Source organism: Pseudomonas rosaeacicularis (assembly GCF_057128745.1).
Map to the genome: position 1 here is coordinate 65,888 of NZ_JBSKHT010000020.1, position 21,440 is coordinate 87,327.

General features: G+C 60.6%; 23 protein-coding genes and 1 pseudogene. 10 read left to right on the forward strand and 14 right to left on the reverse strand.

The genetic code is table 11. The annotated features are described in order from the left end of the window. The first annotated feature begins 102 nt into the window (after positions 1-102). Together dxs and ACWKWM_RS24075 are read left to right on the forward strand one after the other, a co-directional pair. On the forward strand, positions 103-2,004 hold the full coding sequence (gene dxs / locus ACWKWM_RS24070; protein ID WP_483848548.1) for a 1-deoxy-D-xylulose-5-phosphate synthase: 1,902 nt from the start codon (positions 103-105) through the stop codon (positions 2,002-2,004). Positions 2,005-2,194: 190 nt separating this feature from the next. Beyond that, positions 2,195-4,078: a TonB-dependent receptor domain-containing protein gene (locus ACWKWM_RS24075; RefSeq protein WP_483848549.1), complete on the forward strand. Its 1,884-nt coding sequence runs from the start codon at positions 2,195-2,197 to the stop codon at positions 4,076-4,078. Positions 4,079-4,219: 141 nt separating this feature from the next. On the opposite strand, the gene ACWKWM_RS24080 is transcribed toward ACWKWM_RS24075, so the two are convergent. The 11 genes from ACWKWM_RS24080 to nrdR all read right to left on the reverse strand — a co-directional run bounded on the left by ACWKWM_RS24080 (position 4,220) and on the right by nrdR (position 12,352). Continuing rightward, positions 4,220-5,014, reverse strand: coding sequence for a cobalamin-binding protein (locus ACWKWM_RS24080; RefSeq protein WP_483848550.1), 795 nt, complete (start codon positions 5,012-5,014; stop codon positions 4,220-4,222). Beyond that, positions 5,014-5,433 carry an MFS transporter gene (locus ACWKWM_RS24085; protein WP_483848551.1) on the reverse strand — a complete coding sequence of 140 codons (420 nt, stop codon included), beginning with the start codon at positions 5,431-5,433 and terminating at the stop codon, positions 5,014-5,016. Before ACWKWM_RS24085 ends, ACWKWM_RS24080 begins: the two co-directional genes overlap by 1 nt. Continuing rightward, positions 5,430-6,047: a GTP cyclohydrolase II gene (ribA, locus tag ACWKWM_RS24090; protein WP_483848552.1), complete on the reverse strand. Its 618-nt coding sequence runs from the start codon at positions 6,045-6,047 to the stop codon at positions 5,430-5,432. The genes ACWKWM_RS24085 and ribA overlap by 4 nt, the downstream gene beginning before the upstream one ends. Positions 6,048-6,277: 230 nt before the next feature. After that, positions 6,278-6,805, reverse strand: a complete 528-nt coding sequence (locus tag ACWKWM_RS24095; RefSeq protein ID WP_483838135.1) for a phosphatidylglycerophosphatase A family protein — start codon at positions 6,803-6,805, stop codon at positions 6,278-6,280. Next, positions 6,802-7,767, reverse strand: a complete 966-nt coding sequence (gene thiL, locus ACWKWM_RS24100; RefSeq protein WP_483848553.1) for a thiamine-phosphate kinase — start codon at positions 7,765-7,767, stop codon at positions 6,802-6,804. Before thiL ends, ACWKWM_RS24095 begins: the two co-directional genes overlap by 4 nt. A 41-nt stretch (positions 7,768-7,808) precedes the next feature. Beyond that, positions 7,809-8,306, reverse strand: a complete 498-nt coding sequence (gene nusB, locus ACWKWM_RS24105; protein WP_268798180.1) for a transcription antitermination factor NusB — start codon at positions 8,304-8,306, stop codon at positions 7,809-7,811. Next, positions 8,303-8,779 carry a 6,7-dimethyl-8-ribityllumazine synthase gene (gene ribH / locus ACWKWM_RS24110; RefSeq protein WP_349800744.1) on the reverse strand — a complete coding sequence of 159 codons (477 nt, stop codon included), beginning with the start codon at positions 8,777-8,779 and terminating at the stop codon, positions 8,303-8,305. Before ribH ends, nusB begins: the two co-directional genes overlap by 4 nt. 142 nt (positions 8,780-8,921) lie before the next feature. Continuing rightward, positions 8,922-10,013: a bifunctional 3,4-dihydroxy-2-butanone-4-phosphate synthase/GTP cyclohydrolase II gene (gene ribBA, locus ACWKWM_RS24115; protein ID WP_483848554.1), complete on the reverse strand. Its 1,092-nt coding sequence runs from the start codon at positions 10,011-10,013 to the stop codon at positions 8,922-8,924. A gap of 15 nt (positions 10,014-10,028) precedes the next feature. Continuing rightward, the gene (locus ACWKWM_RS24120; RefSeq protein ID WP_483848555.1) at positions 10,029-10,700 is read right to left on the reverse strand and encodes a riboflavin synthase; all 672 of its coding nucleotides are present in this window, start codon (positions 10,698-10,700) and stop codon (positions 10,029-10,031) included. A gap of 45 nt (positions 10,701-10,745) precedes the next feature. After that, positions 10,746-11,885: a bifunctional diaminohydroxyphosphoribosylaminopyrimidine deaminase/5-amino-6-(5-phosphoribosylamino)uracil reductase RibD gene (gene ribD / locus ACWKWM_RS24125; protein WP_483848556.1), complete on the reverse strand. Its 1,140-nt coding sequence runs from the start codon at positions 11,883-11,885 to the stop codon at positions 10,746-10,748. Between the two features lie 2 nt (positions 11,886-11,887). Further along, positions 11,888-12,352, reverse strand: coding sequence for a transcriptional regulator NrdR (gene nrdR, locus ACWKWM_RS24130; protein ID WP_483848557.1), 465 nt, complete (start codon positions 12,350-12,352; stop codon positions 11,888-11,890). Between the two features lie 175 nt (positions 12,353-12,527). On the opposite strand from nrdR, the gene ACWKWM_RS24135 reads away from it, so the two are divergent. The 3 genes from ACWKWM_RS24135 to trxA all read left to right on the forward strand — a co-directional run bounded on the left by ACWKWM_RS24135 (position 12,528) and on the right by trxA (position 14,723). Then, positions 12,528-12,983 carry a hypothetical protein gene (locus ACWKWM_RS24135; protein ID WP_483848558.1) on the forward strand — a complete coding sequence of 152 codons (456 nt, stop codon included), beginning with the start codon at positions 12,528-12,530 and terminating at the stop codon, positions 12,981-12,983. Then, positions 12,980-13,657 (forward strand): class I SAM-dependent methyltransferase, encoded by a 678-nt coding sequence (locus ACWKWM_RS24140; protein WP_483848559.1) that lies wholly within the window; start codon positions 12,980-12,982, stop codon positions 13,655-13,657. The genes ACWKWM_RS24135 and ACWKWM_RS24140 overlap by 4 nt, the downstream gene beginning before the upstream one ends. Before the next feature lie 187 nt (positions 13,658-13,844). Next, complete coding sequence (gene trxA, locus ACWKWM_RS24145) at positions 13,845-14,723, forward strand: thioredoxin (protein ID WP_483848560.1); 879 nt, start codon at positions 13,845-13,847, stop codon at positions 14,721-14,723. Positions 14,724-14,847: 124 nt separating this feature from the next. Here trxA and ACWKWM_RS24150 read toward each other — a convergent pair whose 3' ends face one another. Beyond that, on the reverse strand, positions 14,848-15,189 hold the full coding sequence (locus tag ACWKWM_RS24150) for a hypothetical protein (RefSeq protein ID WP_483848561.1): 342 nt from the start codon (positions 15,187-15,189) through the stop codon (positions 14,848-14,850). A 231-nt stretch (positions 15,190-15,420) separates the two neighbouring features. Between ACWKWM_RS24150 and ACWKWM_RS24155 the strand changes: the two genes are divergently transcribed. From ACWKWM_RS24155 to ACWKWM_RS24175, 5 genes and pseudogenes are all read left to right on the forward strand, one after another. Continuing rightward, positions 15,421-15,987: a DUF2796 domain-containing protein gene (locus ACWKWM_RS24155; RefSeq protein WP_483848562.1), complete on the forward strand. Its 567-nt coding sequence runs from the start codon at positions 15,421-15,423 to the stop codon at positions 15,985-15,987. Positions 15,988-16,049: 62 nt separating this feature from the next. Next, positions 16,050-16,759: pseudogene (locus tag ACWKWM_RS24160) on the forward strand (ABC transporter ATP-binding protein); the annotation flags it as partial. A 2-nt stretch (positions 16,760-16,761) separates the two neighbouring features. Then, a complete protein-coding gene (locus ACWKWM_RS24165) occupies positions 16,762-18,027 on the forward strand; it encodes an ABC transporter permease (RefSeq protein ID WP_483848563.1) in 1,266 nt (421 codons plus the stop codon). A gap of 41 nt (positions 18,028-18,068) precedes the next feature. Further along, the gene (locus ACWKWM_RS24170; RefSeq protein WP_483848581.1) at positions 18,069-18,572 is read left to right on the forward strand and encodes a DUF3299 domain-containing protein; all 504 of its coding nucleotides are present in this window, start codon (positions 18,069-18,071) and stop codon (positions 18,570-18,572) included. A gap of 180 nt (positions 18,573-18,752) precedes the next feature. Further along, the gene (locus tag ACWKWM_RS24175; protein WP_483848564.1) at positions 18,753-19,436 is read left to right on the forward strand and encodes an OmpW/AlkL family protein; all 684 of its coding nucleotides are present in this window, start codon (positions 18,753-18,755) and stop codon (positions 19,434-19,436) included. Positions 19,437-19,590: 154 nt separating this feature from the next. On the opposite strand, the gene ACWKWM_RS24180 is transcribed toward ACWKWM_RS24175, so the two are convergent. Both ACWKWM_RS24180 and ACWKWM_RS24185 read right to left on the reverse strand, forming a co-directional pair. Further along, positions 19,591-20,520 (reverse strand): NAD-dependent epimerase/dehydratase family protein, encoded by a 930-nt coding sequence (locus ACWKWM_RS24180; RefSeq protein ID WP_483848565.1) that lies wholly within the window; start codon positions 20,518-20,520, stop codon positions 19,591-19,593. After that, a complete protein-coding gene (locus ACWKWM_RS24185; RefSeq protein WP_483848566.1) occupies positions 20,513-21,397 on the reverse strand; it encodes a sugar nucleotide-binding protein in 885 nt (294 codons plus the stop codon). The genes ACWKWM_RS24180 and ACWKWM_RS24185 overlap by 8 nt, the downstream gene beginning before the upstream one ends. Between the last annotated feature and the right edge of the window lie 43 nt (positions 21,398-21,440).

Here is a 21,440-nt window from a genome sequence, read left to right on the forward strand (position 1 = left end):
GCTCCTGCTTTTCCAATCTGAACATCCATCCGTTGCAGTTCGTGTGCATCATCGGATGCATCAGGTAAACTGCTGCCTCTTTTACGGATAACGATTCGCCTGATGCCCACGACGTTCAAAGAGATTCCCCGCGAGCGCCCGTCCACGCCTCTGCTCGACAGTGCAGTGACGCCGGATGGCCTGCGCCGGTTAGGTGAAGCAGAGCTCGAAGCTCTGGCTGATGAACTGCGCCAGGAGCTGCTCTACACCGTTGGCCAGACGGGCGGCCACTTCGGCGCCGGCCTTGGCGTTATCGAACTGACCATTGCCCTGCATTACGTCTTTGATACCCCCGACGACCGGCTGGTCTGGGACGTCGGTCATCAAGCGTATCCGCACAAGATCCTCACCGGGCGTCGTCAGAAAATGTCGACCCTGCGCCAGAAAGGCGGCGTCGCAGCTTTTCCGCGTCGCAGTGAGAGCGAGTACGACACCTTCGGCGTCGGCCACTCCAGCACCTCGATCAGCGCCGCACTGGGCATGTCTCTGGCTTCACGCCTGCAAGGCAGCGACCGCAAAGCCATCGCCGTCATTGGCGACGGCGCACTGACAGCCGGCATGGCCTTCGAAGCGTTGAACCACGCGCCGGAAGTCGCCGCCGACATGCTGGTCATTCTCAACGACAACGACATGTCGATCTCGCGCAACGTCGGCGGGCTGTCCAATTACCTGGCCAAAATCCTCTCCAGCCGCACCTACACGAGCATGCGCGAAGGCAGCAAGAAAGTGCTGTCGCGTCTGCCCGGCGCGTGGGAAATCGCCCGCCGCACCGAGGAATACGCCAAGGGCATGCTGGTCCCCGGCACCTTGTTCGAAGAATTGGGCTGGAACTACATCGGCCCAATCGACGGCCACGACCTGCCAACGCTGATCGCCACCCTGCGCAACATGCGCGACCTCAAGGGCCCGCAGTTTCTGCACGTCGTGACCAAGAAGGGCAAGGGTTTCGCACCCGCCGAAGCCGATCCGATCGGCTACCACGCGATCACCAAGCTCGACCCGCTGGATGCTCCGGCCGCCGCGCCCAAACCAGCCAGCGGCCCGAAGTATTCCGGTGTGTTCGGCCAGTGGTTGTGCGACATGGCCGAGGCGGATTCGCGGTTGGTCGGCATCACGCCAGCGATGAAAGAAGGCTCTGATCTGGTTGAGTTCAGCGAGCGCTTCCCGGACCGCTATTTCGACGTAGCGATTGCCGAACAGCATGCGGTAACGCTCGCGGCCGGTATGGCCTGCGAAGGCTCCAAGCCTGTGGTGGCGATTTATTCGACCTTCCTGCAACGCGGCTACGATCAGCTTATTCACGACGTCGCGGTGCAAAACCTCGACGTGCTGTTCGCCATTGATCGCGCTGGTCTGGTGGGCGAAGACGGGCCAACTCACGCCGGCAGCTTCGATCTTTCGTTCCTGCGCTGCATCCCCGGCATGCTGGTGATGACGCCGAGCGATGAGAACGAACTGCGCAAAATGCTCAGCACCGGGCACCTGTTCAACGGTCCGGCAGCAGTGCGTTATCCACGCGGCACCGGGCCGAACGCGGTGATCGACAGCAGCCTGGAGCCGCTGGAAATCGGCAAAGGCGTCGTGCGTCGTACTGGCAGCAAGGTCGCGATCCTGGTATTCGGTGTGCAACTGGCCGAGGCGCTGATAGTGGCCGAAAAACTGGACGCGACCGTCGTCGACATGCGCTTTGTCAAACCGCTGGATGAAGCGCTGGTTCGGGAAATGGCTGCTGACCACGACCTGCTGGTGACTGTCGAGGAAAACGCGATCATGGGCGGCGCGGGTGCCGCGGTCAGCGAGTTTCTGGCGCGGGAAGACATTCTCAAGTCTGTGCTGCATCTGGGGCTGCCAGATGTCTATGTCGAGCACGCCAAACCGGCGCAAATGCTGGCCGAATGCGGGCTGGACGCGGCCGGGATTGAAGCGGCGATCACTAAACGCCTGCAAAAGATCCTACCGATTTAACGCAAACCCTGTAGGAGCGAACTTGTTCGCGAGGCGCCGTAACAGGCGCCATCGATTGCGAATCTGCTGACGTTATCGCGAGCAAGCTCCCTCCCACCCAATTTTCTCCATGCAGCACATATCATGGCCTCCCCAAAGTCTTGTGGGAGGGAGCTTGCTCGCGAAACCATTTTTCAGACGCCCTGACATCATGAATCTGTCCCGCCTTGCTCTGACCTTTTCGCTACTCCCCTGCGCCCAGGCCTTCGCCGAACTGCCCTCCCGCGACGACGCGCTTAAGCTGCCCGACGTACTCATTAGCGCCAACCGCCAGGTTGAAGAACGCAGCGCCAGCACGGCCGCCAACAGCGTGTTCACCCGCGAAGACATCGACCGCCTGCAGCCGAGCAGCGTCACCGACCTGCTCAATCGCGTGCCCGGCGTGCAAGTGGCACCCAGCGGCGGACGCGGTAGCTTGCCGGGGATCTACATTCGAGGCACCAAAGCCGCGCAAAGTCTGGTGTTGGTGGATGGCGTGCGCATCGCCAACGCAACCTCGGCCGACAGCGCGCTGCAATATCTGAACATTGATCAGATCGAGCGCGTGGAAGTACTGCGGGGCTCGCGTTCGGCCATTTACGGGGCTGATGCCATTGGCGGGGTGATTCAGATCTTCACCCGCCGTGGTGCCGATCAACCGTTGCAGGCGCGGGTGCACATGGGCGTCGGCAATCACGGCACCCGCCAACGCAGCCTTGGGCTGTCAGGGGGCGACGCGCAAACCCGCTTCAATCTCGGCGCCAGTCTCGATGAGACCCAAGGCATCGACCGCACAGGGCCGTCTTTTGACAGCGACAGTGACCACGACGCCTACCGCAGCAAATCGGTGAGCCTGAACCTCAGCCACCAGTTGAGCGACGATGTCGAGATCGGCATGAGCGCTTTGGATAATCGCGGCAAAACCGAATTCGACAACCCATTCGGGCTGTACGACCCGGTCACGTTCAACAGCGTCGGCCAGCAGCAGTACAGCGACTTTGAGCTCAGCAGCCTGGGCACTTATCTGGACATACGCGTCAACGAGCATTGGAAAACCCGGCTTGAACTGGGCCACAGCGAAAATCGCGAGAAGACCTTCGATAAGCTGAGCACTGATCGCTACGTGTTCAACACTTACCGCGATTCGGTGAACTGGCAGAACGATCTGGCGTTCAACGAACAGCACAGCCTGATGCTCGGCGCCGACTGGTACGAGGATCGGGTCAACAGCAGCACGCCGTTCGACGAAGACAGCCGCTGGAACCGCGCCGTGTTCGTGCAGCATCGGTTCAAAGGCGAAAATTTTTCAACCGAGCTGGGCGTACGTCGCGACCAGAACCAGCAGTTCGGCAGCCAAAACACCTGGAGCGGCACACTGACGTTGCCGCTAAATGAGCGCAACGACCTGCTGCTGTCCTACAGCGAAGGCTTTCGCGCACCGACGTTCAACGATCTGTATTACCCCGATTTCAGCAACCCGGACCTCAAGCCCGAGCACTCGAAAAGCTACGAACTGCAATGGCGTAGTCGCTTGAGCGAAACCACGCAGTTGGAGGCATCGCTGTATCGCACGGACCTGAAAGACGCTATCGCGCTGGACGCCAATTTTCGCCCGGAGAACATCGGAGCAGCGCGCATCACCGGTTTCGAAGCGTCACTCAAGCGGCAGGTGCTGGGCTGGGACGCAAATCTGGGCGTCTCGATCATCGACCCTCGCGACCGCGACACCGGGCGCACACTGAACCGCCGCGCACGCCGCACCTTGAATCTGGACATGGACCGGCAGTTCGATCGCCTTGGTTTAGGCGCCAGCTGGCAGGCGGTGAGCGGCAGTTACAACGACGAGGCCAACCAGCAAACCATCGGCGGCTACGCACTGTTCGGACTGCGCAGCAGCTGGAAGGCCACCGATGAAGTGAAGCTGGAATTCAAGATCGACAACGCCCTGGACAAACGCTACAGCCGCACGCTGTACAGTTTTGATGGCGCCAATTATGGCTATCGAGAGGAAGGCCGGACGTGGATGCTGGGCGTGACCTGGACGCCGGAGCTGTAGGCGCGATGAGTTTTATCTAACCCGTTCACACCTGTGGGAGCGGACCTCTCCGCGAAGGGGCCGGTTCAGCCGACACACCCTTATCGCCTGAGACATCGCTTTCGCGGACAGGTCCGCTCCCACGGAGTCAACGACCGCCATTCAGCGATCCGGGGCGATCGCCGCGCACAGCTTCGCCACCGCTTCAATCATCTGCCCACTGGGCCGCTCCAGGCCTTTGTCCGGAATCACAACCAATCGCTGATCACGGACGGCCGCCACTTGCGGCCAGGCTTTCCAGGCGTTCAGCTGGCTGTTAGAGCCAGCGACGATCACCTGCGGATCTCGCTGCAACACGCTCTCGAGACTGACTTGCGGCGCAGGCTGAGACAGATCGGAAAATACATTCTGCGCCCCACACACCGTCATCGCATCGCTGATGATCTGCCCGCCGCCAATGGTGTACAGCGGCTGGTCCCACACCTGATAAAACACCCGTAGCGGCACATCGCGCTGATAACGAGCACGCAAATCCGCCAGCCGTTGGCGAAAATGTGCCGCCATGGACCTGCCGCTATCGGAGCGACCCAGGCGCTCGCCGATCTGTTCAAACTGATCGGCCAATTGCGCCAGCGCATGCGGTTCAGCGACGTAGGTGGGGATGTTCAGTCGTTGCAGTTGATCGCGCTGAGCGACGGCGACGCTGCCCGGCCAGAGCAGCAACAAATCGGGCTGCAGGCTCAGCAACCGCTCCATTTCCAGCTGACCATAACGTCCAACTGAGGGCAGGCCTGCAACTTGAGGAGGACGGTCGCCGCCGTCCAGCACGCCGACCAGCAGGTCCGATGCGCCCAGTTCGACAACTATTTCAGTGAGCGAAGGCGCGAGGCTGATCACTCGCTCGGCAGCGTGGGCCTGACCGAGCAAGAGCAACAGACAACCAAGAAGCCAGCGCATCAGGCCAGTTGGCGGGGGATGCGATAGAGATAAAGCAGAATCACGCTCGACAGCGCCAGCAGCGCCTGCGCCACAGGTTCCAGACCGACGAACACTGACAACGCAGCGATCCATGCGGGCAACCCGGCTACCAGAAACGCAGCGCGGCGATCAGCAGCCAGCTTGATCCACGCAGCAGGTTCTTCAGGCGTGTTGAGCGCGGCCTCGGTAGCGATCAGCGAGCGTTTGTAGACGCCAAACGGCTTGAGGCTCACGAACATCGAAGCGATACCGGCGATGAACAACGGCATCGCCAGCACATGAATGACGGGGTCGTTGCTACCAAAAAAGACCGCAACCACGAACAACGGCGCCAGCGTCAGCAGCAGTTGCCACCACCAGGCAATTGCCAGACGCCGTCGAACGTTGCCCCGTGTCACGCGGGGTCGACCTCACTCTGGTGTTCGTTACCCATCATGTGGCCGAGTTTGCCGGCCTTGGTCGCCAGGTAAAGTTTGTTGTGCGGGTTGTGACCAGTGTGCAGCGGCACACGCTCGGCAACGGTGATGCCCATCTCGGTCAGTGCTTTAACTTTTCGCGGGTTGTTGGTCATCAGCCGAAGGGAATGAATGCCCAAGTGATCGAGCATCGGCAGGCAAATGCCGTAATCGCGCTGGTCGGCGGCAAACCCCAGACGCTCGTTGGCTTCAACGGTGTCGGCGCCACCATCTTGCAGCTCATACGCGCGGATTTTGTTCATCAGGCCGATACCGCGCCCTTCCTGACGCAGGTACAACAACACGCCACGACCCTCGGCCGCGATGGCGCGCAAGGCCGCTTCAAGCTGGGAGCCGCAATCACAACGCTGGCTGAACAGAGCATCACCGGTCAGGCACTCCGAATGAACCCGACCCAGAACCGGCAGGCCATCGGACACGTCACCCAGCGTAAGGACGACGTGCTCACGCCCGTTTTCCTCTTCGAGAAAACCGTTCATGGTGAATTGCGCGAAAGGGGTGGGCAGCTTGGAAGCGGCGACAAAGACGACGGGCACCGTGTGCTCCTGATCTGTGTGGGGACTGGAGATTTGCAGGCCGCATTGTAACAGCAGCTTTCAGGAGAAGCTTAGGCTGAATTGTGGGGTAAACAGATCGGGAAGTTTGATGAAAGTCCGCATTCCTGTAGGAGCGAATTCATTCGCGAAGGGCCGGATCAGGCAATGTAGGTCCATTGGCCGTGCCATCGCATCGCGAATGAATTCGCTCCTACAGAATCAATGAACGCTTAGAAAAACCCCATCGCCCACATCTTCGCCCAACCCCACACCAGCCCTTGCATCGCCAGCCAGGCGAAGACACCGGCCAGTACGTCGTCGAGCATGATACCGACGCCGCCATGCACGTGCTTGTCGATCCAGTGAATCGGCCATGGTTTCAGAATGTCGAAAAAGCGGAACACCAGGAAACCCACCAACAGCCAGACCCAACCCTCAGGCACCAACCACAGGGTGATCCACATCCCGACCATCTCGTCCCAGACGATGCCTTCGTGGTCGTGAACGCGCAGGTCATCGGCGACTTTGCCGCACAGCCAGAAGCCGAACAGCATAGTAATGCCCAACATCAGCCAGTAGCCCCAGTCCGGCAGCATCTGCCAGAGCGGAATGAACGGCACCGCGACGATTGAGCCCCACGTGCCCGGCGCCTTTGGCAGCGTGCCGGAACCAAAGCCAAAGGCCAGGAAATGCCAGGGATTGGTCCACACCGACGGTGGAACGTTTTCCGCCGGGACCTGATTAGGATGATCTGTCACCGTGTCTCCCGAAAATGTTGATAGCCCCGAATCATCGGAGTGACGTCCTGGCCCAGGCCATCGACGAGCGTGACGCCCTGCCCTTCAACAACCCGGCCGATGACGGAGATGGGCCAGCCCTCGGCCAGTAAATCAGGCAGAAATGACGGCGCAAGCGTGAAAGCCAGAATGTAGTCGTCGCCACCGGTGAGTGCAGCTTGCTGCGCCGCGTCGCGTCCGAAAAACGCCAATAGCGCGTCAGACATCGGCACCTTGTTCCGCTCAACCACCAGCCGAACACCGGACGCCAGAGCGATATGCCCACAATCAGCCAGCAACCCGTCAGAAATATCCAGTGCCGACGTGGCCTTGCCTCGCAATGCTTGACCCAGCGCCAATTGCGGCTTTGGCGACCAATAACGCGCCAGCAAGGCCTGTGAGGTAGACGCCTCGGTGCTGCGCTGGTTCAACACCAGTGGCAGAGCACCGGCGCCGTCACCGAGCGGGCCGCCCACACACAGCAGATCGCCAACCTTGGCGCCGCTGCGTTTCAAAGCAAGACCTGAAGGGACTCGACCAAACACGGTGACGGTAATGCTCAAAGGCCCGCGCGTCGTGTCGCCGCCGATCAGGCGCATCGAGCAGCCTCGTGCCGTCAGGTTCAAACCCTGGGCGAATGCCTGCAGCCAGTCAGCGGAAACGTCTGGCAAGGTCAGAGCAAGGGTGAAAGCAAGAGGCGTGGCGCCCATGGCAGCCAGATCGCTGGCCGAAACGCCGAGAGCGCGTTGGCCCAGCAGGAAAGGATCGCAGGCGTCAGGGAAATGCACCCCGGCCACCAGCGTGTCGGTGGAGATCGCCAGGTGTTCACCCGACGGCACCGACAACAGGGCGCAATCGTCGCCGATCCCCAACACAACACCTTCGCCCGGCTGCGCACAGGGCGCAGCGGCGAAGTAATTGCGGATCAGCTCGAATTCGCCCATGGCGTCAAACACTCAGGTCTTGGGCGCAGGCCCAAAAGCCCTTAGCGCTTGTGAGCCTTCACTTCGACTTCGCGCAGACGCGGAGCCAGCTTGTCGAGCACGCCGTTGACGAACTTGTGGCCGTCGGTCGAACCGTAGACTTTCGCCAGCTCAATGCCTTCGTTGATGACCACGCGATACGGCACGTCGATGCGCTTGAGCAGCTCATAGGTGGACAGGCGCAGAACGGCCAGTTCAACCGGGTCGAGTTCTTCGATGGTGATGTCCAGGCAAGGCGCGAGCGCGGTATCGATCTCGGTCTTGTTAGTGGCAACGCCATGCAGCAGCTCGTGAAAATACACGCCGTCAACGTCTTTGAAGTCGTTGTCGACGCGGAACTGCGCTTCGATTTCGTTCAGCGAGTGGCCTGCCATGTGCCACTGATACAGAGCCTGCATCGCCAGCTGGCGGGCTTCGCGGCGCTTGGCGCTACGATTTTTGGCAGCCTCGGGCGACTTGGCATCGCGCGGGTTGAACTGGTCGCTTTCGTCGTTAATCACTTGGCCTCCAACTGCGCCAACAGGCTGACCATCTCAACGGCAGACAGCGCGGCTTCGGCACCTTTGTTACCGGCTTTGGTGCCGGAACGTTCGATGGCTTGCTCGATGGAATCAACGGTGAGGACGCCAAAGGCGACTGGCACACCGAACTCCATGGAGACCTGGGACAGGCCTTTGACGCACTCGCCAGCAACGTATTCAAAGTGCGGAGTACCGCCACGAATGACAGCGCCCAGGGCGATGATCGCGGCGAATTCGCTACGTTGAGCGACCTTCTGCACGACCAGGGGAATTTCGAAAGCACCCGGCGCGCGGATGATGGTGATGTCGTCTTCGCTCACGCCATGGCGAACCAGGGCATCAACGGCACCGCTCACCAGGCTTTCCACGACGAAGCTGTTGAAGCGGCCAACCACCAGGGCATAGCGGCCTTGTGGGGCGATGAAGGTACCTTCGATGGTCTTCAGGGTCATTCGGCTGAGTCTCGTATTCTCGTATTAAAGAGCAAGCAAGCGCGCATCAGATGCGCGCTTCCAGGGATTTTAGGCCACGAAACAGAAACGGCAGCACAAACGTGTTCAACAAGGGGGTTTCGCACGTATTCGCTGCCGGTCTTTATTCGGAGGGCACGTATTCTACAACTTCCAGATCGAAACCGGATATCGCATTGAACTTCATTGGCGAACTCATCAGGCGCATTTTGCGTACGCCCAGGTCACGAAGGATCTGCGAACCGGCACCGACGGTGCTGTAAGTGGTCGGCGATTTAGGCGTGGTGTTCTCAGCCGTGTCGCGAATATGCGCCAGCAGCACGTCACCATCGAGCGGATGACCGAGTAGCAAAACCACACCGCTGCCCGCTTCTGCAACCGCGCTCATGGCGGCGCGTAGGCTCCAGCGGCCGGGCTGCTTGACCATCAACAGGTCGCGCAGTGGGTCCATGTTATGAACGCGGACCAGGGTCGGTTCCTCGGCGCAAATCTTGCCCAGCGTCAGCGCCAGGTGCACGTCGCCTTCGACCGAATCGCGGTAGGTCACCAGATTGAACTGGCCCAGTTCGCTGTCCATCGGCTGCTCGGCAATCCGCTGAACGGTACGTTCGTGGATCATGCGGTAATGAATCAGGTCGGCGATGGTGCCGATCTTGATGTTGTGTTCAGCGGCAAATGCTTCGAGTTCTGTGCGACGGGACATGGTGCCGTCGTCGTTCATCACTTCGCAGATCACGCCCGATGGCTCGAAACCGGCCATTCGCGCCAGATCGCAGGCCGCTTCAGTGTGGCCTGCGCGGGACAAGGTGCCGCCCGCCTGCGCCATCAACGGGAAGATATGGCCGGGGCTGACGATATCGTCGGCGCGGGCATCTTTTGCAGCGGCAGCCTGGACGGTGCGCGCACGGTCAGCGGCGGAAATGCCGGTGGTCACGCCTTCGGCAGCTTCGATGGAAACGGTGAACTTGGTGCCGAAGCCCGAGCCATTGCGTGGAGCCATCAGCGGCAGCTTCAGGGTTTCGCAGCGCTCGCGAGTCATGGGCATGCAGATCAGGCCACGGGCATAACGCGCCATGAAGTTGATGTGCTCGGCCTTGACGCACTCGGAGGCCATGATCAGATCGCCTTCGTTTTCGCGATCTTCGTCATCCATGAGGATGACCATCTTGCCTTGGCGAATGTCTTCAACCAGTTCTTCGATGCTATTGAGCGCCACGCGGCACCCCCTTAATCAGGATTTGAGGTAGCCGTTGGCGGCAAGAAAACCTTCGGTGATGCTGCCGCCCTGGGCTGGCGTCGGGTCAGCGGCCTTGTCCCCCAGCAGCAAACGCTCGAGATAACGCGCCAGCAGGTCGACTTCGAGGTTGATCTTACGGCCCGGACGGTAGTCGCCCATGATGGTTTCGGACAGCGTGTGCGGGACGATGGTCAGTTCGAATTCGGCGCCATTGACCGCGTTGACCGTCAGGCTGGTGCCGTCGACGGTAATCGAACCCTTGTGGGAAATGTACTTGGCCAGCTCACGGGGCGCGCGCATGCGGAATTGAATCGCGCGGGCGTTTTCTTCGCGGGAGATGACTTCGCCGACGCCGTCGACATGGCCACTGACCAGATGGCCGCCCAAACGAGTAGTCGGCGTCAGGGCTTTTTCCAGATTGACCCGGCTGCCGGCCTTGAGGTCGATGAATGCAGTGACGTCCAGCGTTTCACGGCTGACGTCAGCCCAGAAACCATCGCCGGGCAGCTCGACCGCTGTCAGGCAAACGCCGTTGACGGCGATGCTGTCGCCCAGTTTGACGTCGGAAAGATCAAGTTTGCCGGTCTCGACATAAACGCGGACATCGCCGCCTTTAGGAGTCAGGGCGCGGATGCTGCCGATGGATTCGATAATGCCGGTAAACATGGGTCCTCCAGGAGAACAAGGCCAGCGATGAGCAATGGCCGGAAATTATACGCCGGGGTGCGACGTGGGTATTGCGATCACGCGCCAATCATTTCCGATGGCGCGCATTTCGACGATTTGTAGCTCAAGGGCTTCGTTCATTTGCGCTAAGGGCAAATCCAGCAATGGTCGCGCACTTGAGCCCATGAACTTGCCAGCGACAAATATCTGGAATTCATCCACCAGGCCCAACCGCGTAAACGCACCGGCAAGCTTTGGCCCGGCTTCGACCAGCACGTCATTGACGCCCCGTGCCGCCAGCTCGACTAACAGTTTGCGCAAATCCACGTGCCCGCCACTGCTTGGCAGCGCCAGCATGTCGTGGCCTTCGGCGTGATAACGCTCGCGAGCCGACGCTGCAGCGCAGGTCACCACCAAGGCGCTACCGGCCTTGAAGAACGGCGCATCGAGCGGCACGCGCAAACGGCCATCGATCAGTACGCGCAACGGCGGACGAGTGACGGCCAGCGCGGTCAGTTCGGCATTCAGACCCAATTCATCGGAGCGAACAGTCAGGCGTGCATCGTCGGACAGCACCGTATCGGCGCCCGTCAGCACCACGCTCGATTGCGCGCGCAGACGCTGCACCGCCGAGCGCGCTTCGGGGCCGGTGATCCATTTGCTTTCGCCGCTGGCCATGGCCGTGCGACCGTCCAGACTCATCGCCATTTTCACGCGCACATACGGCAAGCCGTGCTCCATGCGCTTGAGAAACCCTTTGTTGATCGCCCGCGCTTCGCTTTGCAGCACGCCGCTTTGCACGTTGACCCCGGCATTCATCAGACGCAGCAAGCCGCGTCCACCGACATCAGGATTGGGGTCTTGCATGGCGGCCACGACACGAGAAACGCCTGCTTCGAGCAGCGCATCGGCGCACGGCGGGGTGCGCCCGTGGTGGCTGCAGGGTTCGAGGGTGACGTAAGCGGTGGCGCCGCGAGCTTTTTCGCCGGCATGGCGCAGGGCGTGGACTTCGGCGTGGGGCTCACCGGCGCGCACATGCCAGCCTTCGCCGACAATCGCTCCGTCGCGCACGATGACGCAACCGACCCGTGGATTGGGGTGCGTGGAGTAAACGCCTTTGCGCGCCAATTCCAGCGCGCGGGCCATGTAAAAGGCGTCCAGTGCTGCTTGCTCAGTCGAAGACATGCTCACTCTTTAGCCGGCTCTCGCGCCAGTCGGTCGATTTCTTCACGAAACTCATTGAGGTCCTGGAACCGCCGATAAACAGAAGCAAAGCGGATGTAGGCCACTTCATCGAGTTTTTGCAGCTCGCCCATTACCAGTTCGCCGACGATCAATGACTTGACCTCGCGTTCGCCAGTGGCGCGCAGCTTGCTTTTGATGTGGGCGATGGCGGCTTCAAGGCGCTCGACGCTGACCGGGCGCTTTTCCAGCGCTCGCTGCATGCCGGCACGCAGCTTGTCTTCATCGAACGGTTGGCGGCTGCCGTCTTGCTTGATCAGCCGTGGAAGTACCAGTTCAGCGGTCTCGAACGTCGTAAAACGCTCGCCGCAAGCAACGCATTCGCGGCGACGGCGGACTTGATCGCCCTCCGCAACAAGGCGTGAATCTATGACTTTGGTGTCGTTGGCACCGCAAAAGGGACAGTGCATGGTGGCAGGCAACAATAAAAGGGAGGGCCATGGTAGCGCATCCCGCTGGCAAGACAAGTCTCGGGGTTTGCGGTATATAGACGCCCATCAGGCGATGCTAAAGCGGCCGCCGTCGGCGATACTGCGTGACATCACGCCCCGCCGCCCCTCGTATTGGTTTCTCCCGGAGTTGTTCATGACGCTACGATTGCTCGCCGTATTCAGCTTTGCCGGCCTGCTGGCCGCGTGTAGCAGCACTGAACCACCGACCCCTGCCCCGGCGCCCACCGCCAACAAAACCGCCCCGCTCAAATTGCCGGAAGGCCCGGGGCCGTTGCTACCTTATCAGCGCGAGCTGAGCGGCCAACTGCTTGGCGTGCCTGCGGGCGCAGAAGTCGAAATGGCACTCTTGGTGATCGATGACCGTAATCGCCCACAGAAGCTGCTGTCGAGCACCAAACTGATTGGCAACAGCAAGTCGTTGCCCTTCCAGTTGCGCTTTAACCCTGAAGCCTTTCCGGTGGGCGCTCGGGTCGAATTGCGTGGCCGCGCCAGCCAGTCCGGTCAGTTGATTCTGCATTTGCCGTCGGTGCTGATCCAGACGCCAGAGACTCAAGCCCTGGGCCAGTTGCAGTTCGTCACTGCGCCATGAGTCCACCGCTTCAACTCCAGGCAGCGCTGAGCGAATTGCTCGGCGATGCCCGGTTAGTGGCCGAGTCATTGCCCGACACCGATTTGAAGTTGTGGTTAATCGATGCGCAGAACATGGATCGCGCGTTCAGCCCTGATGAAACCCGGCGCATCCTTGAGGACCCACCCTACTGGGCGTTTTGCTGGGCCAGCGGCTTGGCCGTTGCGCGGTTTATGGCTGAGCAACCGCGCTGGGTCGCAGGCAAGCGCGTGCTGGATTTCGGCGCCGGTTCCGGGGTGGCAGGGATTGCGGCGATGAAAGCTGGCGCGCTGGAAGTCGTGGCGTGTGATCTGGATCCGTTGGCGCTTGAGGCCTGTCGGGCCAACGCTGCGCTGAATGACGTGGCGCTTGGGTTTTCGGACGATTTTTTTGCCGAGGCCGATCGCTTTGATTTGATTCTGGTCGCCGATGTGCTCTACGACCGAGCGAATCTGCCGCTGTTGGATGCCTTTTTGAGTCGTGGTCGGGAGGCGCTGGTCGCTGATTCCCGGGTGAGGGATTTTCAGCATCCGCTGTATGAACGGCTGGGCATTCTTGAGGCATTGACGCTGCCGGATCTGGCCGAGCCATGGGAGTTTCGCAGGGTGAGTCTGTATCACGCAAAACGCTGCGGGACGGACAGCAATACCCTGTAGGAGCGAATTCATTCGCGAGGCGGCAGTACATCCGACAGACTTTCGGCGCCTGGGACATCCCATCGCGAATAAATTCGCTCCGACAGGATGGAAGATGCAACCTGTTCGTGGGCGAAGTGCCCGAATGCTTCCGACAATCACCTCAGCGCTTTATAGTTGCCCCATTCACGATTCCCCGAGATTACCGATGAGCCAGGCCACTCCCTACATCTTCGACGCGACCGTTGCTGACTTTGATCAGTTGGTCATCGAGAACTCGTTTCACAAACCCGTGCTGGTGGATTTCTGGGCCGAATGGTGCGCGCCGTGCAAGGTGCTGATGCCGCTGCTGCAAAAGATTGCCGAGGACTACCAAGGCGAATTTCTGCTGGCCAAGGTCGACTGCGACGCTAACGAAGATATCGTCGCGCGCTTCGGCATTCGCAGCCTGCCGACCGTGGTGCTGTTCAAGGATGGTCAGCCGGTGGACGGTTTCGCCGGCGCTCAGCCTGAGTCGCAAATCCGCACCCTGCTCGAACCTCATGTGCAGATGCCCGAGCCCATCGACAGCGAGGCCGATCCGCTGGAAACCGCTCAGTCGTTGTTCGCCGAAAGCCGTTTTGCCGATGCCGAAGCCATTCTGAAAACCCTGCTGGCAGAAGACAACACCAATGCAGCGGCGCTGATTTTGTACGCTCGCTGCCTGGCCGAACGTGGCGAATTGACTGAAGCGGGCGCTGTGCTCGACGCTGTGAAAAGCGACGATCACAAAGCATCACTCGCTGGCGCAAAGGCGCAATTGACCTTCCTCGCCCAAGCCGCCGCCCTGCCCGACGCCGCCGATTTAAAGACGCGTCTGGCGCAAAACCCGCAGGACGATGAAGCGGCTCATCAGTTGGCAATGCATCAACTGTCGCGCCAGCAGTACGACGCAGCGCTGGAAGGGTTACTCAGGCTGTTTATCCGCAATCGCAATTACAACGAAGGTCTGCCGCATAAGACGTTGTTGCAGGTGTTCGATCTGCTGGGCAATGACCATCCTCTGGTGACCACCTACCGCCGCAAGCTGTTTGCTGCGTTGTATTGATCTTGAGGAGCCTGTGGGAGCGGACCTGTCCGCGAAGAGGTCGGTACATCCGCCGCATTTATTGCGCCTGATGAATTGCCTTCGCGGACAGGTCCACTCCCACATAACATCCAAACTCCGCGCATCACCCCACCCAGCAATAAACCGGCGTGTCCGCGCCGCTCTCGACCTTCACGTTCGGGTTATGCCGCAGCCGAACCAGCAGGCGCTTGCCTGCCGCTGAGCTGCCGGTCAGTCCTTCCAGCTGCTCCAGCAAATCCGGCCCGGTGATTTGCCCGGCCTTTTGCAGCAACTCTTGGGCTATCTCCCAGATCTTGTCGTCCTGGCGCATCGGTGCTGGTTTCACCTCTTCAGCCGCCGGTTTCGCCGCCTGAAGCTGCGCGCCCAACTGCGCCCAATCACCCTCGTCCAGCTCAAGGGTCAAATCCACCGGCAGATCGCCGATGGTTCCACGGATACGTAGCATGGTTCGATTCCTTTGATTTGGCTGGCAGCATGGTCCCACAGCTGTTGTCAGGCTGCACGCGGCCCCCTGTAGGAGCGAATTTATTCGCGAGGCAGGGCGCCTGATACATCGATTCAATCTCTGGCTAACAAGTTGGCTCCTTCAGGATCAGCGCAAAAAGTTAGAAACCACCAAGCCGTATTGTTATAAGATCACATAACAACATCCACACCCTACCCCGGAGCCCCGCCCATGCGTCGTCTGCTGCTCGCCCTTCCTTTCGCTGTGTTACCCCTCGCCATCGCCCACGCTGCCGACGATCATGAGCACGCCAGCCTCGGCGCTCACGAACACGGGGTTGCCCGGCTAGACGTAGCGCAAGAAGGCACGACGCTGGAATTCGACTTCAACACCCCCGCCATGAACATCGTCGGTTTCGAGCACGCCGCCAGCACCGACGCCGACAAAGCCAAACTCGCTGACGCCCGTGCGGCGCTTCTCAAGCCCCACGGCCTTTTCAGCGTGCCAGAGGCCGCGCAGTGCTCGGTGATTTCGCAGAAACTGACCAGCCCGCTGTTCGGCGACAAGGATGAAGACGGCGATGCCGACGAACATGGCGATGATCACGACCATGAGCACAGCGAAATCCACGGCAACTACCGGTTCACCTGTAACGTGCCCTCAGTGCTGACCCAGCTGGACCTGACGCAGATCTTCAAGACCTTCCCCGCCACCCAGAAAGTTCAGGTGCAATTGATCACCGCCAAGCGCCAACTCGGCGCCGAAGTGCGGGCCAGCAATCCGGTGATCAAGTTCTAAAACGCTTGCCCCTAATACGACCGGCGCGCCCGCTCGTTATATTTTTCGACATGACGCAGGCCATGACTCAAGCACTCATCGAACTGTCCGATCTCGGTTTCAGCTGGCCCGGGCACCCGCCGTTGCTGGATATCCCGGCGTTCCGTCTGGAGCCCGGGGAAACGCTGTTCCTCAAAGGCCCCAGCGGCAGCGGCAAAACCACGCTGCTCGGTTTGCTCGGCGGCGTGCAGACACCCGATCGCGGGAGCATCCGGTTGTTGGGGCAAGAGCTCAAGCAAATGTCAGCCGGCGCTCGCGACCGTTTTCGCGTCGATCACACCGGTTACATCTTCCAGCATTTCAACCTGCTGCCGTTTCTGTCGGTGCGCGAGAACGTCGAGTTGCCGTGTCACTTCTCCAAACTGCGCACGCAGCGGGCGACGCAGCGCCACGGCAGCGTCGATCAAGCCGCCGCCACGCTGCTCGGCCACCTGGGCCTGAAAGACGCGGAAATCCTCAGCAGACGCGCCGATTCACTCTCTATCGGCCAGCAACAGCGCGTTGCCGCCGCACGGGCCTTGATCGGTCAGCCTGAATTGGTGATCGCCGACGAGCCCACTTCTGCGCTGGACGCCGACGCCCGCGAAGCGTTCATCCGCTTGCTGTTCGCCGAATGCCGCGACGCCGGGGCCAGCCTGTTGTTCGTCAGCCACGATCAAAGCCTGGCGCCGCTGTTCGACCGAAACCTGTCGTTGTCCGAACTCAATCGCGCCGCTGTCGCCCCCGAGGTCTGAGATGTATCTTTTTCGTCTGGCGATGGCCAGCCTTGCCAACCGCCGCTTCACCGCCTTTCTCACGGCCTTCGCCATCGCACTGTCGGTCTGCCTGCTGTTGGCCGTAGAGCGCGTACGCACGGAAGCACGGGCCAGTTTCGCCAGCACCATCAGTGGCACTGATTTGATCGTCGGCGCCCGTTCCGGCTCGGTGAACCTGCTGCTGTATTCGGTGTTCCGCATCGGCAACGCCACCAACAACATCCGCTGGGACAGTTTCGAGCATTTCGCGCAGAGCAAGCAGGTGAAGTGGGCGATCCCTATTTCCCTGGGCGATTCCCATCGCGGCTACCGGGTGATGGGCACCAACGAATCCTATTTCGAGCATTATCAGTTCGGCAGGCACCAGAGCCTGGAGCTGGCCGAAGGTCGGGCGTTTGCCACTGACCCGTTTGAAGTGGTGCTCGGCGCCGAAGTGGCCGATGCGCTGAAGTACAAGCTGGGCGACAAACTGGTGCTGGCCCATGGCGTAGCGGCGATCAGTCTGGTCAAGCACGACGACAAGCCGTTCACCGTGGTCGGTATTTTGAAGCGCACCGGCACGCCAGTGGACCGCACGCTGCACATCAGCCTCGGCGGCATGGAGGCGATTCACATCGATTGGCATAACGGCGTTCCGGCCCAGGGCGCAGGAAGGATCAGCGCCGATCAAGCGCGCAACATGGACCTGACGCCCACGGCGATCACCGCGTTCATGCTGGGCCTGAACAGTAAAATCGCGACCTTCGCCGTGCAGCGCGAGATCAATGAATTCCGCGGCGAACCGATGCTCGCAATCTTGCCGGGCGTGGCGCTGCAAGAGCTGTGGAGTTTGATGGGTACGGCGGAAAAAGCGCTGTTCGTGATTTCGCTGTTTGTGGTGCTGACCGGGCTGATCGGCATGCTGACGGCGATCCTCACCAGCCTCAACGAGCGTCGTCGGGAGATGGCGATTCTGCGTTCGGTGGGCGCGCGGCCTTGGCACATCGCCAGTCTGCTGGTCCTTGAGGCGTTTGCCTTGGCGCTGGCCGGCGTCATCAGCGGCACAGTGCTGCTGTATATCGGCATCGCGGCGGCGCAGGGTTATGTGCAGGCCAATTACGGTTTGTTCCTGCCGTTGTCGTTGCCCAGCGAGTATGAATGGACGTTGCTCGGCGGTATTCTCGGCGCTGCCGTGTTGATGGGCATCGTCCCGGCATGGCGCGCTTATCGGCAGTCCCTGGCCGATGGTTTGTCGATCCGTTTATGAGGAAGTGGATGATGCGTTGGCTGTGGTTGGTCGGGTCGCTGATGGTATCGATTGGGATCGCTGCGCCGGCGTGGGCCGATCAGATTCGTGTGCTGACGTGGCAGGAAATGATCCCCGCCGACGCCCCACCTGTGAAGCTAATCACCGCGCCCATGCACGATCTATCGAAGATGGCGGACACGTTGTCGATGGAGTCCGCGCCCGCCGCGCATCAATTGGCGCCTCACGCGCCGGTGGTCAAGTCCCTGAACGGCCAGACCGTCCGCCTGCCGGGTTACATCGTGCCGCTGGAAGTCAGCGAAGAAGGCCGCGTGACGGATTTCTTGCTGGTGCCGTATTTCGGTGCCTGTATTCACGTTCCCCCGCCGCCGCCGAACCAGATCGTCCACGTCACCAGCGAGCTAGGCGTCAAGGTCGATGAGCTGTACCAGCCGTACTGGATCGAAGGGCCGATGCAGGTCAAATCCTCGACCACGGACCTGGCCGATGCGGGGTATCAGATGGAAGCTGACAAGATTCTAATTTACGAACTACAGGATCAATGACTCTGTAGGAGCGAATTTATTCGCGAGGCAATGGAACAGACGACGAATTTGTATGGCCGTGCCGCCGCCTCGCGAATAAATTCGCTCCTACAGGAACATTTCATTGAGCTGGGTCAAAACCGGCAGCCCAGGGCCTCCGTAACATCAGACATCCTTTTCTGATGCCCTTATGGAGCCCCCATGAACACCTCACTGCTCAGCGCCTCCCTGCTCGCGCTAGCCCTTTGCCCATTCGCTGCCAACGCTCACCAGGCCGGGGACATCATCGTTCGCGCAGGCGCAGCCACCACGGCGCCGAACGAAGACAGCGGCAACCTCAAACTCGATGGCGCGAAGGTCGCGGGCACCAAAGCCACGCTGGACAGCGACACGCAATTGGGTCTGACCTTCGCCTACATGCTCACCGATCACGTCGGCCTTGAATTGCTGGCCGCCACGCCGTTCCAGCACACCGTCGCCGTCAAAGGGCTCGGCGCAGGCCTGGACGGCAAGCTGGCGGACATCAAACAGCTGCCGCCAACCCTTTCGTTGCAGTACTACCCGATGGAATCTGCATCGAAGTTTCAGCCGTATGTAGGCATGGGCGTGAACTACACCTGGTTTTACGACGAGGATTTGAGCAGCACGCGCAAGAACGAAGGCTTCAGCAATCTGAATCTGAAGAACTCGTGGGGTTGGGCTGGGCAAGTGGGGATGGACTACATGCTGACCGACCGGATGATGGTCAACGCCTCGGTCTGGTATGTGGACATCGACACCGAAGCGACCATGGACGGGCCGTCAGCACTGAGCGTCGGGCGGACCAAGGTCAGTGTCGATGTGGACCCGTGGGTTTATATGGTGGGGATTGGGTACAAGTTCTAGATTTTTAGCGGCTGGTAGGCCGCATTCGCGGACAGGTCCGCTCCCACAGTTGAAATCGGTTTCCATGTGGGAGCGGACCTGTCCGCGAAGGGTCGTTATTGCGATAAAGATGTCTCGGCGAAGATGGGTGCACGTAGGCGCCGCGCCCTTGGGTTTAGCGCCCCAGCAACTTCGCCAACCCAACACTCAATGGCGTCGGCTCGGGCATGTCGAATCGCTCGACCAACCGCTGATTATCCGCACGCGAATGGCGGATATCCCCCGAACGTTTCGGCAGGTGAGTGATCGCAGGCAAATCCCCCACCACTTCCGCCAGCGCCGCCAACAGTTCATTGAGCGAAGTCGTGGCGTTCAAGCCGACATTGATCGCGCCCTCCTGCACAACTGACTGCTCCAGCGCTTGAACCAGAATCCCGGCCAGATCGCCCACATAGAAGAAGTCCCGCGTCTGTTCGCCATCGCCGAACACGCTGATCGGCAGGCCTTTTTCGGCGCGCTCGGCAAAGATGCTGATCACCCCGGAATAGGGCGAGGACGGGTCTTGGCGTGGTCCGAAAATATTGAAAAACCGGAACACCACAGGCTCCAGGCCATGCTGACGCCGGTAGAAATCCAGGTAGTACTCGCCAGCCAGTTTGTCTGAAGCGTAGGGCGTAAGCGGCGCTTTGGGCGTGTCTTCGCTGATTGAATCGCCTTCGCCGTTGTTGCCGTAAATAGCCGCACTCGAGGCAAAGATGACCCGCTTGATCCCTGCTCGCCGCATGGCTTCGCACACGTTCAGCGTGCCGATGAAGTTGCTTTGATGGGTTTTGACCGGGTCGTCCACCGACGCCTGAACCGAGGCAACAGCCGCCAAATGCAAGACCGACTGGCAGCCCTGCGCCGCACGGGCAACGCTGTCGGCGTCGGCGACATCGCCTTCAATCAACTCGACGCGAGGATTGTCCAGCGGCAGATTGCTGCGCTTGCCAGTGGAGAGGTCGTCGAAAACTCGAACCGCGTAGCCCTTGGTGAGCAAAGCGTCGACCAGGTGCGAACCAATGAAACCGGCACCGCCGGTGATCAAGACGGGTGCATCAGACATGGCGGTAATAACGATCCAGTAAGCCTGGCAGGCCGGCACGCCAGGCGCGCGGCTTGATGCCAAAAGTGTGAAGGATTTTCTTGCAGGCCAGTACGGCGTTCTGCGGCTCTTCGGCGGCATCAGGACGTGCGGCGTGAGCCTGCGCGGTTGGCGCCTCGATGGCCAGCGGATGCATCAGCCGGGCTTCGGTGAGTATCGCCTGGCCTAGCGCGAGCGGCGTGGTCGCCTCGTGACCGGCGTAGTGATAAGTGCCCCACAGCGGCGCAGCGCAGTCGAGTTGCTTGAGCACGGAGATGATTACCCGCGCTGCATCGTCCACAGGCGTCGGGTTGCCGCGGCGATCGTCCGCCAATAGCAGCTCAACGGGGGATTGCGCTTGAGTCAGCAACCGACCAAGCACGCCATCGACGCTGTCATCGAGCAACCAGCCAAAACGCAGCAGCACATGCTGCGGACAGGTCGCGCGCACGCTTTGCTCGATACGCCATAACGCCTGGCCTCTGGAGCCCAGAGGCACGGGTTCGTCTTTTTCGCTGTAGGCCGTGGCACGCGAGCCATCGAACACGCGATAGCTCGAAGGCTGCACAAGGACGATGTTGTGGTGCTGGCACAGTTCCGACAGGCGCTCGACGGAGCGTTCCTGATTGGCAAGACGCTCTGCGCTCACACTCTGCGCCTGGAACCAGTCGAAGTAGTAAGCCAGATTGATCAAGGCATCCGGGCGGGTGTCGTCGAGCAGTTGCGTCAGGCTGGCCGCATCCCAACCGTCTTGCGGTGGACGCGGTGCGAGGAAGCCAATGTCCTCCTCGGCACCCAGACGAATCAACGCCTGCCCAAGGGCATTCCCACCGCCCAACAGCATAAGGCGCATTCGCATAAAGTCAGTTGGCTCAGTCTCAGGAATCAGTTGAAAAAACGGG